At 65.1% G+C, this 13,837-nt stretch carries 12 protein-coding genes; 8 read left to right on the forward strand and 4 right to left on the reverse strand.

Going from position 1 to position 13,837, the window contains the following annotated elements; genetic code table 11:
• Positions 1-3: 3 nt before the first annotated feature.
• The 4 genes from DFW101_RS04120 to DFW101_RS04135 form a co-directional block, all read right to left on the reverse strand.
• Positions 4-516, reverse strand: coding sequence for a chemotaxis protein CheW (locus DFW101_RS04120; RefSeq protein ID WP_009180264.1), 513 nt, complete (start codon positions 514-516; stop codon positions 4-6).
• 66 nt (positions 517-582) lie between these two features.
• Positions 583-2,697 carry a chemotaxis protein CheA gene (locus DFW101_RS04125; protein WP_009180265.1) on the reverse strand — a complete coding sequence of 705 codons (2,115 nt, stop codon included), beginning with the start codon at positions 2,695-2,697 and terminating at the stop codon, positions 583-585.
• 39 nt (positions 2,698-2,736) lie between these two features.
• Entirely contained in the window at positions 2,737-4,536 is a 1,800-nt protein-coding gene (locus tag DFW101_RS04130; protein ID WP_232286143.1) for a methyl-accepting chemotaxis protein, read from the reverse strand.
• Positions 4,537-4,711: 175 nt separating this feature from the next.
• Positions 4,712-5,290: a DedA family protein gene (locus DFW101_RS04135; RefSeq protein ID WP_009180267.1), complete on the reverse strand. Its 579-nt coding sequence runs from the start codon at positions 5,288-5,290 to the stop codon at positions 4,712-4,714.
• 204 nt (positions 5,291-5,494) lie between these two features.
• On the opposite strand from DFW101_RS04135, the gene DFW101_RS04140 reads away from it, so the two are divergent.
• The 8 genes from DFW101_RS04140 to DFW101_RS04175 all read left to right on the forward strand — a co-directional run bounded on the left by DFW101_RS04140 (position 5,495) and on the right by DFW101_RS04175 (position 13,829).
• Entirely contained in the window at positions 5,495-5,971 is a 477-nt protein-coding gene (locus DFW101_RS04140) for a chemotaxis protein CheD (RefSeq protein ID WP_009180268.1), read from the forward strand.
• Positions 5,968-6,822 (forward strand): HDOD domain-containing protein, encoded by an 855-nt coding sequence (locus tag DFW101_RS04145; protein WP_009180269.1) that lies wholly within the window; start codon positions 5,968-5,970, stop codon positions 6,820-6,822. Before DFW101_RS04140 ends, DFW101_RS04145 begins: the two co-directional genes overlap by 4 nt.
• Before the next feature lie 11 nt (positions 6,823-6,833).
• Positions 6,834-7,601, forward strand: a complete 768-nt coding sequence (locus DFW101_RS04150) for a tRNA lysidine(34) synthetase (protein ID WP_009180270.1) — start codon at positions 6,834-6,836, stop codon at positions 7,599-7,601.
• A 128-nt stretch (positions 7,602-7,729) separates the two neighbouring features.
• The gene (locus DFW101_RS04155) at positions 7,730-8,626 is read left to right on the forward strand and encodes a M23 family metallopeptidase (protein WP_009180271.1); all 897 of its coding nucleotides are present in this window, start codon (positions 7,730-7,732) and stop codon (positions 8,624-8,626) included.
• Between the two features lie 38 nt (positions 8,627-8,664).
• Positions 8,665-9,444, forward strand: a complete 780-nt coding sequence (fliR, locus tag DFW101_RS04160; protein ID WP_009180272.1) for a flagellar biosynthetic protein FliR — start codon at positions 8,665-8,667, stop codon at positions 9,442-9,444.
• Positions 9,445-9,503: 59 nt separating this feature from the next.
• Entirely contained in the window at positions 9,504-10,577 is a 1,074-nt protein-coding gene (gene flhB, locus DFW101_RS04165) for a flagellar type III secretion system protein FlhB (protein WP_009180273.1), read from the forward strand.
• 32 nt (positions 10,578-10,609) lie between these two features.
• On the forward strand, positions 10,610-12,712 hold the full coding sequence (gene flhA / locus DFW101_RS04170; protein ID WP_009180274.1) for a flagellar biosynthesis protein FlhA: 2,103 nt from the start codon (positions 10,610-10,612) through the stop codon (positions 12,710-12,712).
• A complete protein-coding gene (locus DFW101_RS04175) occupies positions 12,702-13,829 on the forward strand; it encodes a flagellar biosynthesis protein FlhF (protein ID WP_009180275.1) in 1,128 nt (375 codons plus the stop codon). The genes flhA and DFW101_RS04175 overlap by 11 nt, the downstream gene beginning before the upstream one ends.
• The last annotated feature ends 8 nt before the right edge of the window (positions 13,830-13,837 follow it).

Below are 13,837 nucleotides of genomic sequence, written 5' to 3' on the forward strand. Positions count from 1 at the left end.
GAACTAGGCCTCCTCGGTCTCTGCGGTGGGTTCGCCAAGGCTCTGGGCCAGACCGGCCAGCTCCAGGGAGGTGAAGACCTTGTTGATATCCAAGATGATGATGAACTGCTCGCCGGCCTTGCCCATGCCCCGGATGAAATCGCCCTTGATCGGAGTGCCCATGCGCGGGGCCGGCTCGATCTGCGAGGACTCCATCTCGTAGACCTCCTGGACCGAGTCGGCCAGGGCGCCAAGGACCGTGGCCTCGCCTTCGAGCGCCACTTCCACGATGATGATGCAGGTGTTGACGGTCCTCTCGGTCGCGCCCATGCCGAATTTCATCTTGAGGTCCACCACCGGCACGGCCCGGCCGCGCAGGTTGATCACGCCCCGGATGTAGTCGGGGGTGCGAGGAACCCGCGTGATGTTCACAAGCTCCAGAACCTCGCGCACCGAGCCGATGTCCAGGGCGAAAAGCTCACGCTCCAGGGTGAAGGTGAGGTACTGGTTGTCGTTGCTGCTCGGGATTTCGGCCATGTCTTGCTCCCCTTGCGCGGCGTGGTGGTGGGCCGTGACGCCGTCATTGCTTCGAAGAAACGAAAACTACGACGCCTCGGCGGCCTCGGCCGCCCGCCGGACCAGGGCAGCCACGTCGAGGATCAGGGCCAGGCGGCCGTCGCCCCGGATGGTGGCGCCGGAAAATTCCTCGATGTCGCGGTAAAGCGGCCCCAGGCCCTTGATCACGGTCTGGTGCTCTCCGATCACTCGGTCCACGGCCAAGCCCACTTGTGCCCCGTCGACCGTCACCACCACGATCGGTTCGATGGCCGGCACCCGGCCCGGAATGTCGAAGACCTCGCGCAGGCGCAGGCACGGCACGGCTTGGCCGCGCATGTTGAGCATCGTCGTATCCGGGCCGTCGCCGCCGCGCGCCATCTCCAGGCATTCCTCGACCAGGGACAGCGGGACGACATAGTATTCCCCCCCCACCTCCACCTGCAGGCCGTCGATGATGGCCAGGGTGAGCGGCAGGCGCACGGTGATGGAGGTGCCCTGTCCTGGTTCGGAATCGATCTCCACGATGCCGCGCAGGGCTTCGATGGCCCGCTTGACCACGTCCATGCCTACGCCCCGGCCGGAGATGTTCGTGATCGCGCCGGCCGTCGAGAAACCGGGCAGGAAAATGAGATTGTAAAGCTCCTTGGTCGTCAGCTCAAGGCCCGGCTGGATAAGACCCCGCTCTTCGGCCCGGACCCGGATGGCCGCGGAATCGAGGCCCGCGCCATCGTCGGCCACGGAGATGACCACCTCGCCACCGCAGTGTTCGGCGGCGAGGCGGATGACGCCGGTGGCCGGCTTGCCTGCGGCCGTCCGCTTCTCCGGGGATTCGACACCGTGGTCGATGCTGTTTCGCAGCAGGTGGACGAGCGGGTCGCCAAGCCGCTCGATGACCGTCTTGTCGAGCTCGGTCTCCTCGCCGACCGTCACGAGCTCGATCTCCTTGCCGAGTTCCGTGGCCAGATCGCGCACCAGCCGCCGGAACTTGGCGAAGGTGGCCCCGATCGGCAGCATGCGGATGGACAGGGTGGAATCGCGCAGGCTGTCGCCGAGCCGCTCCAGGTGTTCGGCCAGCCCGCGCAAGAGCGGATCCCCCCGCTCCTCCACCGCCTGGCGGATCTGGGCCTGGACGATGACCAGTTCACCGACGAGATCGACCAAGGCGTCGAGCTTGTCCGCAGCCACCCGGATGCTGGTCGTCTTTTCCACCCGGTCCGGGGTCTTCTGGCACAGCTCCCGCACGGCGCTTTGTTCGAGCAGGGCCGAAGCCACCCGGGGCGGACTGACCAGGCCCTCGCCGGCCAGAATGTCGCCCAGACGCCGCTGGGAGGACAGGGCGGCCTCCAGTTCGGCGGCGGTGATGTCCCCCCGGGCCACAAGGATCTCCCCGAGCCGTTGGTGGACCGCTTCGCCGTCATGGGCGCAGCCGTCATCGAGCACCTCGATGGAGAGGTCGCAGTCATCCTCGACGAAGACGAACACGTCGGCCAGGGCCGCCCGGTCGGACTCGGTCCGAATGACGCAGTCCCACCAGACCAGGCAGGTTTCGGGGACAAGGGCGGAAAGCTCGGGGATGTCCTCGGTGTGGGCGTAGAAGCGGCATTCGCCAAGGGCCATGAGGTCGCCGAGCAGGTGCAGGGGATTGTTGCCCGTGGCCAGCATGGCGGCATGGGGCCGCAGGCGCAGCCGGTAGATGCGGGGGACGCCCGGGGCCGACGAAATGGCCGCAACCGCGGCGTCGGTTGCGGGGTGTGCTTCCGAGACGGACGCCGGCTCGCCGCCAAAGGCGCGGAATCCGGAAAGGAGGTCGGCCCCGACGGCGGCGAGTTCCGCCTCGCGGCCGGCGACCGGCTCCAGCAGGGACCGGAGGTGGTCGCAGGCCCCGAGCGAGAGGTCGAGCAGACGGCGGTCGACGGCCAGAAAACCGTTGCGGACTCGGTCGAAGATCGACTCCACGTCGTGGGTGAACGCCGCGATATCGTCAAAGCCGAACATGGCCCCGGAGCCTTTGACCGTATGCAGGGCCCGGAAAATCTTGTGCAGGAGATCGACATCCTCCGGAGTCCGTTCGAGCTCCAGAAGCGAGGCCTCGAGGTCGGCCAAGAGCTCCCTGGCCTCATCCAAGTAGGCGGCGCGGTGGGCGTCTTCCTGGGACCTCATCGCCTGGCGGGCCTCCGTGATCGGACGGGAAAAGCGGGATTAGAACAATTCAACGTTGTCCCCGAATTCTCCGGCGTCTTCCTGGGCCGCGACCGGATTTGCGGCATCGTGCGGGGCGGAAGCGAGGCCAAAGGCCGCCTCGTGCACGGCCCGCTCGGCCTCCATGGTGTAACGGTCGTAGAGTGCGCGCAGTCGCGAGCTTTTTCCGAGTCCACCCTCCGGCGCCAGCTTCCTGGCCAGGCCCACCTGACCCTCCAGGGTTCGGCGGATGGCCGTCAGCCGGGAACCGATGTCCTTGTCGAAATCGATGGACCGCCCCACTTCGCCGGCCCGGCTGCCAAGAGCGGCGCTGGTGCTTTTGAGGGAGGCGAAAAGCGTTTCGCACCGCCTGGCCGTGCCCGAGGTCGCGGCCAGAACCTCGTCGAGCTGGCCGACCACGCGCCAGGCTTCGGACTGGTCGTTATACTGGCGGGCTTTTTCCTGCAACACCTTGGAAGCGCTGGAAATATCGCCGAGAATTCGAGCCACGGCATCGGTCTGCCGCCTGGCGTCGGCCGAAAGGCCCTGGATGGCCAGGGCCAGGACGCCAAGGGCCGCGCCGGCCTCGCCGGTATGGGCGGCCTTGATGCTGGCGTTTATGGCGATCAGCTCGATCTCGGCCCCGACTTCCTCGATGGCCTCGATGGAGCCGCCCATGCCGGCAATGGTCTCGGCCACCGAGTCCATGATGCCGCCCAAGGCCTCGCCCTGGGTGGCGAAGTCGCCGAGTTCGGCCTTGACCGTGCCGATGCCGGCCTCCATCCTGACCAGCGGGCTGTTGGCGTCGGTCGTCCCGGCCACGGCGGCGATGGCCGTGCCGATGCCCCGGATGCGGGCGGCAAGGGAGTCCAGGGAGTCGCGCAGGATGGCCGCTGCCTCGGAAAAGTGCCTGTCCGCACTGTCGAGCTGGGAGGCCTGCAAGGTCAGCACGTCCGCCACGAAGGCCACCATGTCCAGGGCGTCTTCCTGGCCGGCCGGCCCGCGCCCGCCGTTGTCGAGGACCCCGGCCACTTCGGCCAGGGCGTGCTCGGCGTGCTCGATCTGCTGGCGGACGATGTCGTGGGACTGGAGCGAGCGGACCGCCTTGGCGATTTCCGCCTCGATCTCCTCGGCGTTGCGGGACAAGGCCAGGGACACCGTGGCCGACCTTTCGGCCATGTCGGCCAACCCCGCGATATGGGCCCCCAGTTCCCGGGAGATCACATTGTGGCATTGGTCCTGGGCGTGGATGATGGCCAGCGTCCTGGCCCGGGCCGAATCGACATGGCCGCGCAGGGCCTCGATGCGGGTGGTGATGCCGGCGCAGTGGTCCACGATCAGATGGGCGAGCTTCTCCACGTCGTCGGCCAGGGTGGAAAACCCGCGCCCGTCCGTGCCGAGCCGGGCGCTTTCGATGCGGGTGGCGATGCCAAGCATGGTGAGATGCTTGACGATCTTCGAGAAGGCCGAAACGATGGAGGAAAGTTCGTTGACAATGCCGGACACGCCCTCAATGTCGCCGAGACTGCGGCGGCCGGCGTCGTGGACCGTGGCGTCGGTCAGGGAGCGCAGTTCGCCCGAGAGGCCCTCGAGGGTCACGTGCATGCCCTGGCCCGAGGTGCAGGCGACCAGTTCCCGGGCGTCTCGGGAAATGTCCTCGCAGCCGGCCTGCAGGGACATCAGGTCTTCCCCCAGACGCAGGAAATCCCGTTCGCGGCCTTTCATGACCGACGACAGGCCGTGTTCCATGCCCTCGAGGGCTGTGCGGCACTGCCGCAGCATGTCGGAAGCGGTGCTTGTGAGATCGGTGGTGTCGGTCATGGCTCCCATACCCGTCGCATGCCCTCCAAGACGCGTGAGCGAGACGCCTTGAAGATCCGCGCAGTTTCCCGGGCGACGCCCGCGGCTGACCTGCCGGGGCATGGCGAAACTACACGTTTTTGTCCTGAACTCAAAGGATTCCTTCGCCGTGGGGCCGCAAGGCCGGGCGGGCGGCCTAGCGGCGGCGCAGGAGCTTGAGGATCCAGACCGCGACGATGGCCAGGGCCGCCAGGCCGAGGACGGCCAGTTCGGCATAGTGCACGTTGTCGATAAGCCGGGCGAGGACGTTTTCGAGGAGACTGCCGAAGCCGTAGCCGATCAGGGCGAAGGCCACGGCCCAGATGGCCGCGCCGATGGCGTTTAGGACGAAGAATTTGCGCACCGGAATGTCGATGGAACCGAGCACGAAAGGGGTCAGGTTGCGCAGGCCGTAGAAGAACCGGAACGAAAGGATGAGGATCTCGTGGTATTTCTTGAGCATGGTGGTGACCCGTTCGGTGCGGGCACGCCATTTCTCACTTTTTTCCATGAGGCGCCGGCCGAAGTAGCGGCCGATGAAAAAGGCGGTCTGGTCGCCGGCCAGGCTGCCGGCAAAGGCGGACAGGATGACGTAGCGCAGATCCAGATGGAATTCCGGCGACTGGGCGGCAAAGCCGGCCAGGAGCAAAATGGTCTCCCCTTCCAGAAAGGTGCCGATGAAGAGGGCAAGATAACCGTAGTTTTCGATGATGTGCTTGAAAAATTCGATGGACATCGCCCTCTCCCGGTTGGCGGCCGGCCCTGGTCCGTTGCGTCGCGTGAAAGTCCGGGGAAAGTATGCACTTGCCCGCCATCTGTCCACAGGCATGTTCCCCGCCGCGACCCGACCTTGTCCTCGGGTCGCTTTCCGGCTAGGTTGCCCTCTTTGACCCGCATCTGCCGACAACCTTTTGCGCCCAAGGATCCACCTCCACGAATCATGGAGATCATTGTCAGCATCTCCGACATGAAGGTCACCAACCGGCCCAAGGATGTCCTGGTCACCCACGCCCTGGGCTCCTGTCTCGGGCTTGCCGCCTACGATCCCGCGGCCGGCGTGGCCGGGCTCATCCACTGCCTGCTTCCCGTGGCCAGGGACACGGCCAAGGGTCCGGTCAAAAACCCCTTCATGTACGTCAATCTCGGCGTTCCCCAAATGATGCGCGCCCTTTTCAACCGGGGCGCGACCCGGGAGAACCTGGTGCTCAAGGCCGCGGGCTGCGGCCGGATGATGCACATCTCCAACCAGTTCGACACCGGGGCCAACAATTTCGCCGCTCTTAAAAAACTGCTTCTGGTCAATGAAATGCGTCTGTCCGCCGAGGACGTCGGTGGCACCATTCCGCGCACCATGCGCCTTTTCGCCGACACGGGCCGGGTTATGATCTCATCTTGCGGGAGGTCCTGGGATTTATGAGCCGACGCGAGGAAATCATCGAGAAAGCCACAGCCATTCCCCAAATGCCCATGCCCGTGCAAAAGGTTCTGGCCTACATCGGCAATCCCGATGCCGACCTGCGCCAGCTGGCCAGGATCATCGAGTTCGACCCGGGGCTCACGGTCAATGTCCTGCGCATGGCCAACTCGTCTTTTTTCGGCGGCGCGGGCAAGGTGACCACGGTCAAGGAGGCGCTCATGCGCCTGGGGCTGCACCGGATCTACCAGCTCGTCATCGCCTCGGGCGTGGCTCCTTTCACCCGCTATGAAATCAAGGGGTACGGGCTGCGGCCAGGCGAACTCCTCGAACACTCCGTGGCCGTGGCCACGGCTTCCGAAACCCTGGCCCGGGAACTGGACATCATCCCGCCCCCCCATACCTTTACCGCCGGCCTGCTCGTCAATATCGGCAAGACCGTCATGGGCTCGTTCCTGGAAGTCGACGCCGGCCCGATCCTGACCCTGGCCCACGAGCGCCACATCTCCTTCGAACAGGCCGAGGAGATGGTCCTTGGCATCAACCATGCGGAACTCGGCGCCGTCCTCCTTGAGCGGTGGTCGATCCCCTGCTCCATCGTCAACGTGGTCCGCTACCGCCTGCGCCCCGACGACTGCCCGGAGCCGGACGTGGCCCTCGACCTCGTGCACGTGGGCGACGTCATCGCCAAGATGACGGGCATCGGCATGGGCATCGACGGCATGCAGTACGCCCCGTCCGAAGCCGTTTTCGCCCGCCTTGACGTGACGCCGGCCCAGATGGAAAACGTCATGGCCGCCATTCTGGAACAGATCGCCGAGGTTCGCGAGATCCTCATGGAAAATACCCTTTAAAAGGTGAGGCAATGACGCGTTCCCCGCATCCCCTGCGCGCCAGGGACCTCGGCTACGCCCAACGCGTCTGCGTGGCCAAGGCCGGCAAGCTCATGATGGAAACCGGCCAGCTTGCGCCCCGGGCCCGGGTGGGCCTGGCCGTATCCGGCGGCGTGGACAGCCTGGTCATGCTGGCCGTCATGGCCATTCGCCGCCGCATCGTCCCTTTTCCGGTCGAACTCATGCTCCTGCACCTCAATCCCGGCTTCGACGCCGCCAACCACGAGCCCCTGGCCGGGCTGTGCGCGGACCTTGGCCTTCCCGCCCACATCGAGGTCACGGATTTCGGCCCCCGCGCCTTCTCCGACGAAAACAAGAAGAAGTCCGCCTGCTTCTACTGCGCCTGGCTGCGCCGCAAACGCCTATTCGACCTGTGCGGGCAATATGGCCTGACCCATCTGGCCTTCGGCCACAACGCCGACGACCTGAGCGCCACCTTTTTCCTCAACATCTTCCAGAACGGCCGCGTGGACGGCCTCTCGTGCCGGGAATCCTTTTTCGAGGGGCGGCTGACCGTCATCCGGCCGCTTCTGCTCGTGGACAAGAAAACGATTATCCGGGCGGCCAAGGCCTGGGAACTGCCGGTCTTTTCCAATCCCTGCCCCATGGCCGGCAAGTCCATGCGCCACGAGGCCGAAACCTGGATCAAGGACATCTGCGCCACGGGGAAAAAGCGGGCCGTGAACCTGGAAAACGCGCTTGGCCGCTGGCAGCGCGACCGGGATGCCGCGCCCCGCTAGCCTCGCGTCCCCGAAATCGGGACGTGCCGCATGCAAAAAGCAACACACTTCAATAATTATATTTTTATTAAAAATGGATGCCCTGTTTTTGTAGGGGACCCACCAGCCGCCCGGTCAGGACCGTTTTGATGTTCAAGAACTACCAGGTCGTCGTCTTCCGGGACCACCACGGCTCCTGCCGCAAGCTCCGATTTCGGGGCTGGCTGTTCGCCGCCATCCTGCTGGCCGTGGCCCTTCTTCTGGCCGGGAATGTTTACCTGATAAAATATTATTATAATTATAAACGGATGCAGATCGAATTGGCCGCTTTCGACCAGGAGGCCAGGGAGCAGAACGCCCAGCTTTTGAGCATCACCGACAAGGTCAAGGGCCTCGAGGCCGACCTCAACCGGCTGCGCGGCTTCGACGCCAAGCTGCGCCAGATGGCGGGCCTCGACCAGGAGCCTCGGAACGTGGCCCCGGCCGGCAGCGACGCCGCGGATTTCGACAAGAAATACCTGCCTCTCTACCGCCAGGAGATGCTTACCCGCCGGCTCCACCAGTTCCTGGCCGACCTGGGCCGTGGCGCCGCCACGGAAACGATCCGCCAGCAGGAGCTTTTGGGGACGCTTGCGGCCAAGGGGACACTCCTGGCCGCCATGCCCATGTCCTGGCCGGTGGAAGGCTGGATCGTCTCGCCCTTTGGCGAAGGGACCTCGCCGCTGACCGGCCGCCGGGAATTCAACAAGGGCCTGGACATCGCCGCGCCCACCGGCACGCCGGTGGTGGCCCCGGGCGACGGCCTGGTGACCTTTGCCGCTGCAACGCCGGATGGCGGCTTCACTGTGGCCATCGACCACCAGGGCGGCCTTGTCACCTCCTTTGGCCCTTTGCGCGACGCGGCCGTGGCCAAGGGCCAAGCCGTGACCCGGGGCCAGCTCCTCGGCCATGTCGGCGATTTCGGCCAGTCCAAGGGTCCCCACCTCCACTACGAGACCCGGCTTGGCGGCGTACCGGTCAGTCCCATGCGCTACATCGTGGAATAGCCGGCCGCCCGTGGCCCGGCTTTTGCTTGCACCCCGCCATGGACCTGTTCCACTTCGATCCGAACCTCGTGTTCAGCTTCCTGCTGACACTCATGCGCATCAGCGTCGTCCTTTTCCTCTTGCCGTTTTTCGGGGCCAATCTGCTGCCGAACCCGGTCAAGGGCGCCTTGTGCCTGTTGTTGACCCTGGCCGTCTTTCCCATGCTGTCCTTTCCGGCGGCCCTCATGCCGGCCAACCCCTGGACCCTGGCCCTGATGTTCCTCGGCGAGGTGATCATGGGCCTTTTGCTCGACATCCTGGTCATGTTCCTCTTTTCCGCGGTCCAGTGCGCCGGGGCCATCATGGGATTTTCCATGGGCTTTTCGCTCATGAACAGCATCGATCCCATGACCGGCGCCTCGGAGTCGGGCCTTGGCCACCTGATGAACCAGGTCACCACCATGCTGTTTCTGTGCCTAAACGGCCACCTGTTCCTGCTCGACTGCATGGCCCAAAGCTTCACCCTGGTCCCGCCGGGCGGGCTTTTCCTCAGCCCGGCCCTGGGCGAGCACCTCATTGCCTTTTCCGGACAGATCTTTGTCATGGCCCTCAAGATCGCCGCCCCGATTATGGCCTCCATCTTCATGGTGGACCTGGCCCTGGCCCTGGTGGCCCGGGCCGCGCCCCAGATGAACGTGCTCTTCATCGGCTTTCCCCTCAAGATCAGCGTGGGTTTTCTCTTCATGACCCTGGTGTTCGGCGCCCTCGCCGTCTACGTCGGCCAGTACATCGCCGAACTCGGGCCGATGTACCGGCTGGTGCTCAAGGCTTCCGGCTAGGAGCCGGCCGCAGCGGGCGGGAATAACGGGCGGCAGCGAACGCGGCCCAGGGGAACGACATGGCCAGAGATCCAAGCAAGACAGAAAAAGCCACCCAAAAACGGCGGGACAAGGCCCGGGAAAAAGGATCTGTCCCCCGCAGCCAGGAACTGCCCAAGCTGACCGTGCTCCTGGCCGGCCTTTTCACCCTGCGCCTCCTTATCGACGACCTTGGTGACGCCCTGCGCGAGGTCTTCACCACCTTCCTCGGCCAACGCCTGGCCTTCGAAGCCACCCCGGACGGAGTCAACGCCCTGATGTGGCTTTTGTCCCAGAAGCTGGCCGTCATGCTCCTGCCGCTGCTGCTCGTCATGGCCGTGGTCGGCTACGTCACCCAGCGGTGGCAGGTCGGGGAGGTATGGTACTCAAGGCTCTTCAACCCGGATTTCAGCAACCTTTTCAATCCCGTGGCCGCCATCCAGAAGCTTCTGATCAATCCGAAGACCCTGGTGCAGCTCGGCAAGCAGGTGGCCATGGCCGCGGCCATCGGCCTGGCCCCCTACCTCATCCTCAAAAACAAGTTCGACGAGTTTTTTCCGCTTTTCTACCAGACCACCGAAAACTTCGCTGCCTTTCTCCTCGGAAACGGCTTCATCCTCGTCCTTTACACCCTGGTCCCCATGGTGATCATCGCCGTGCTCGACGTCTGGTACACGCGGTGGGACTACGAAGAGAACCTCAAGATGACCAAGGACGAGATCAAGGACGAAACCAAGCAGGCCATCGGCGACCCGGCCATCAAGCAGCAACAAAAGCGCAAGATGATGGAGGTCATGCAGCGGCGCATGCTCCAGGACGTACCCAAGGCCGACGTGGTCATCACCAACCCCACCCACTTCGCCTGCGCCCTGCGCTACAATCCCAAGGAGTCCCCGGCCCCCCTGCTCCTGGCCAAGGGCGCGGACCATCTGGCCGAAAAAATCAAGGAGATCGCCCGGGAACACCGCATTCCCATCCGCGAGAACAAGCCCCTGGCACAGGCCTTGTATAAGAACGTGGAAATAGGCCAGACCATTCCCGAGGACCTCTACCAGGCGGTGGCCTCGATCCTGGCCCAACTCGACAAGTTCAAGCGTCCCGGCCGGCCCCGCTAGGTCCCCGCGGCCGGAAAGAAGGCGTCAAAATCATGGCGAAGACCGCTGAACCGATCAAATTCAACTACGCCCAGTTCGCTCGCCAGGGCGACATCATGCTGGCGGTCGGCGTGGTGGTCATTCTCTTCGTCATGCTGGTGCCGATTCCTCCGATCTTTATCGACCTCCTGCTGACCTTCTCCATTTCGATCAGCCTGGTCATCCTGGTGACCAGCATGTTCATGGGCTCGCCGCTCGAATTTTCCATCTATCCCTCCCTGCTCCTGGTCACCACCCTCCTGCGGCTGTCCATGAACGTGGCCTCGACAAGGCTGATCCTGCTGCACGGCGACGAAGGCCCGTCCGCGGCCGGACACGTCATCCAGGCCTTCGGCCAGTTCGTGGTCGGCGGCAACTACATCGTCGGCTGCGTCATCTTCCTGGTCCTTTTCGCCATCAACAAGAAGGTCATCGTGGCCGGCACCACCCGAATCGCCGAGGTGGCCGCCCGCTTCACCCTCGACGCCATGCCCGGCAAGCAGATGGCCATCGAGGCCGACCTCAACGCCGGACTCATCAACGAAAAGCAGGCCACCGACCGGCGCGAAGTCATCCGCAAGGAGGCCGACTTCTACGGCGCCATGGACGGCGCGGGCAAGTTCGTCTCCGGAGACGTCTCCGCCACCATCATCATCACGGCCATCAACATCTGCGGCGGCTTCCTGATCGGGGTCATGCAAAAGGGCATGAACTGGAAGGACGCGGCCCAGACCTACACGCTTTTGACCATCGGCGACGGCCTGGTGTCCATCATCCCCTCGATCATCATCTCCACCTCCGCCGGCCTCATCGTGTCCCGGGCCGCGGCCGAGGCCAAGATGGGCGAGGAATTCCTGGCCCAGCTCACCTTCCACCCCCGGGCCCTGCGGCTGGTGTCGGCCATGCTGCTCCTGTTCGCCATCGTCCCGGGCCTGCCGACCCTTCCCTTCCTGGCCATGTCGGCTCTGCTCTTCCTGGTGGCCCGGCTCTCGGGCAGGCAGCAGGAGATGCTCTCGGCCGAGGCCGATCAGAAGGAGAAAAAGCCGGCGCCGGAACTCGAAACCCCGGAAGAGGTCCAGTCGCTGCTGCCGCTGGACGCCCTGGAGCTCGAAGTCGGCTACGGGCTCATCCCGCTTGTCGACGAGGAGCAAAACGGCAACCTCCTTTCGCGCATCCGCTCCATCCGCCGCCAGTTCGCCCTCGATATGGGCGTGGTCATTCCGTCGCTGCACCTGCGCGACAACCTGCAACTGCGCCCCGGCCAGTACGTGGTGCTCATCAAAGGCAACGAGGTGGCCTCGGCCGAGATCCTCATCGACCACTATCTGGCCATGGACCCGGGCGACGCCAAGCACCGCATCCAGGGCGTGGAAACCCGCGAGCCGGCGTTTAACCTGCCGGCCCTGTGGGTGCCCGAGCTCCACAAGGAAGAGGCCATCCTGGCCGGCTACACCGTCGTCGATCCGGCAACGGTCATCGCCACCCACCTGACCGAGGTCTTCAAGCGCCACTTGCACGAATTCCTCGGCCGCCAGGAAGTTCAAGTCCTGCTCGACAACCTGGCCAAGCGCGCGCCCAAGGCCGTGGAAGACCTGGTGCCCGGCACCATGAACCTCGGCGGCGTGCAGAAGGTGCTCCAGAATCTGGTCAAGGAAGGCGTCTCCATCCGCGACATCCTGACCGTGGTCGAGACCATGGCCGACTACGGCGCCTCCGTGAAGGACCCGGACCAGTTGACGGAATACGTCCGGTCCCGCATGGGCCGCACCATTGTGAAGCCCTACCTCACGGCCGAGGGGTCGCTGCCGATTTTAAACCTCACGCCCAAGGTCGAGGGGGCCATCCAGGAAAGCGTGCGCCAGACCGACCACGGGGCCTACCTGGCCATGGAGCCGGGCCTGGCCCAGCGGATCATCCAGGCCATCCAGCGGGCCCTGGACAAGGCGCTTCTTTCCGAGGGACAGCCGGTCCTTCTGACCTCGCCCCTGGTCCGGCCCCACCTGGCCCAGCTCCTGTCACGGTTCATCCCCAACCTGCCGGTCATCTCCCAGGCCGAGATCCCGGCCGAGATCAAGCTCCAATCCGTGGCCAACATAGGACTGTCCAATGCGGGTTAAGACCTTCCGGGGCGAGAGCATGGCCGCCGTCCTGTCCCAGGTCCGCCAGGAGCTCGGGAGCGAGGCCGTCATTCTCGGCAACCAAACCGTACGCGAGGAGGGGAAGTGCCTGTGCGAGGTCATGGCCGCCCTGGAGCAGCCGAACCCCGCTCCGACCCGCAAGGCCTCGGGCAACGGCAAGGCCAGGGCCGGCGTCCCGGCCGAGAGCCAGGCCGGGCCGGCCACCTCGGCAACTCCGGCCTCGGGCGGGGACTGGAACAGGGAATGGGGCGAGATCAAGGGGCACTTGCTGGCGCTTTTGCGGCCGCGCATGGATTTCGGCACCCTCTCGCCCCGGCAGCGACTGGCCCTGGAATTCCTCGAACGCGAAGGAGTGGACGAGGCCTCGGTCCTGGCCCTCTACCGTTCCATTGTCGAACGCGGCGAGGACACGGTCATTCCGGCCCTGTCCCGCCTCCTTCGCGTCAAACCTCTGACGACCAGGGACTGGCCCGAGACGGCCCATATGTTCATCGGCCCAAGCGGGGTGGGCAAGACCACCAACCTCCTGCGCCTGGCCTTGACGGCCCGGCGGCAGGAGCCTGCCCGGCGGGTGGTGGTGGTCAACGCCGACGGCGGCCGGGGCAAGGGGCGGCTCCTTTTGCGCCACTATGCCGAACTTTCCGGCCTCGCCTACGCCGAGGCCGACGGGCCGGAAGACTTTCGCCGGATTTTTGACGAGGCGGCCGGAGGCGACGCCGTATTCGTGGACACGCCGAGCGTCCGTGGCGACGGGGCCATGGAAGGCTGGTGCCGGGAGATGGGGATTTCCGGCCGCAAGGGCCTTTGCGCCCACCTCGCCCTGTCACCCCTCTACGCCGCGCCCCAGGCCGCCCAGTTCCTGCGCGTCTACCGTTGCGAGCCGCTCGCGAGCCTTGTCTGGACGAAGCTCGATGAAGCCTGTAATTATGGAAGTCTTGTCAACATGGCGCATGCTTCGTCGCTGCCGGTCTCGGCCCTGGCCTACGGACCGGAACTGACCCAGGGCATGACGCCGGCCTCGGGCAAGGCTGTGTGGAAACTGCTTTTCAAACACCAGTTGCCCGGCGACTATCCCGATGCCGAAGCCGGCGTCTAAGGACGACC

Origin of the sequence: Solidesulfovibrio carbinoliphilus subsp. oakridgensis (assembly GCF_000177215.2) — a bacterium.
Lineage (GTDB): Bacteria > Desulfobacterota > Desulfovibrionia > Desulfovibrionales > Desulfovibrionaceae > Solidesulfovibrio > Solidesulfovibrio carbinoliphilus.

Excerpts from the sequence above, each read along its gene's own strand:
- DFW101_RS04120 (WP_009180264.1), bottom strand. The coding sequence starts at position 516 with ATGGCCGAAATCCCGAGCAGCAACGACAACCAGTACCTCACCTTCACC.
- DFW101_RS04125 (WP_009180265.1), bottom strand. The coding sequence starts at position 2,697 with ATGAGGTCCCAGGAAGACGCCCACCGCGCCGCCTACTTGGATGAGGCC.
- DFW101_RS04130 (WP_232286143.1), bottom strand. The coding sequence starts at position 4,536 with ATGACCGACACCACCGATCTCACAAGCACCGCTTCCGACATGCTGCGG.
- DFW101_RS04135 (WP_009180267.1), bottom strand. The coding sequence starts at position 5,290 with ATGTCCATCGAATTTTTCAAGCACATCATCGAAAACTACGGTTATCTT.
- DFW101_RS04140 (WP_009180268.1), top strand. The coding sequence starts at position 5,495 with ATGGAGATCATTGTCAGCATCTCCGACATGAAGGTCACCAACCGGCCC.
- DFW101_RS04145 (WP_009180269.1), top strand. The coding sequence starts at position 5,968 with ATGAGCCGACGCGAGGAAATCATCGAGAAAGCCACAGCCATTCCCCAA.
- DFW101_RS04150 (WP_009180270.1), top strand. The coding sequence starts at position 6,834 with ATGACGCGTTCCCCGCATCCCCTGCGCGCCAGGGACCTCGGCTACGCC.
- DFW101_RS04155 (WP_009180271.1), top strand. The coding sequence starts at position 7,730 with ATGTTCAAGAACTACCAGGTCGTCGTCTTCCGGGACCACCACGGCTCC.
- fliR (WP_009180272.1), top strand. The coding sequence starts at position 8,665 with ATGGACCTGTTCCACTTCGATCCGAACCTCGTGTTCAGCTTCCTGCTG.
- flhB (WP_009180273.1), top strand. The coding sequence starts at position 9,504 with ATGGCCAGAGATCCAAGCAAGACAGAAAAAGCCACCCAAAAACGGCGG.
- flhA (WP_009180274.1), top strand. The coding sequence starts at position 10,610 with ATGGCGAAGACCGCTGAACCGATCAAATTCAACTACGCCCAGTTCGCT.
- DFW101_RS04175 (WP_009180275.1), top strand. The coding sequence starts at position 12,702 with ATGCGGGTTAAGACCTTCCGGGGCGAGAGCATGGCCGCCGTCCTGTCC.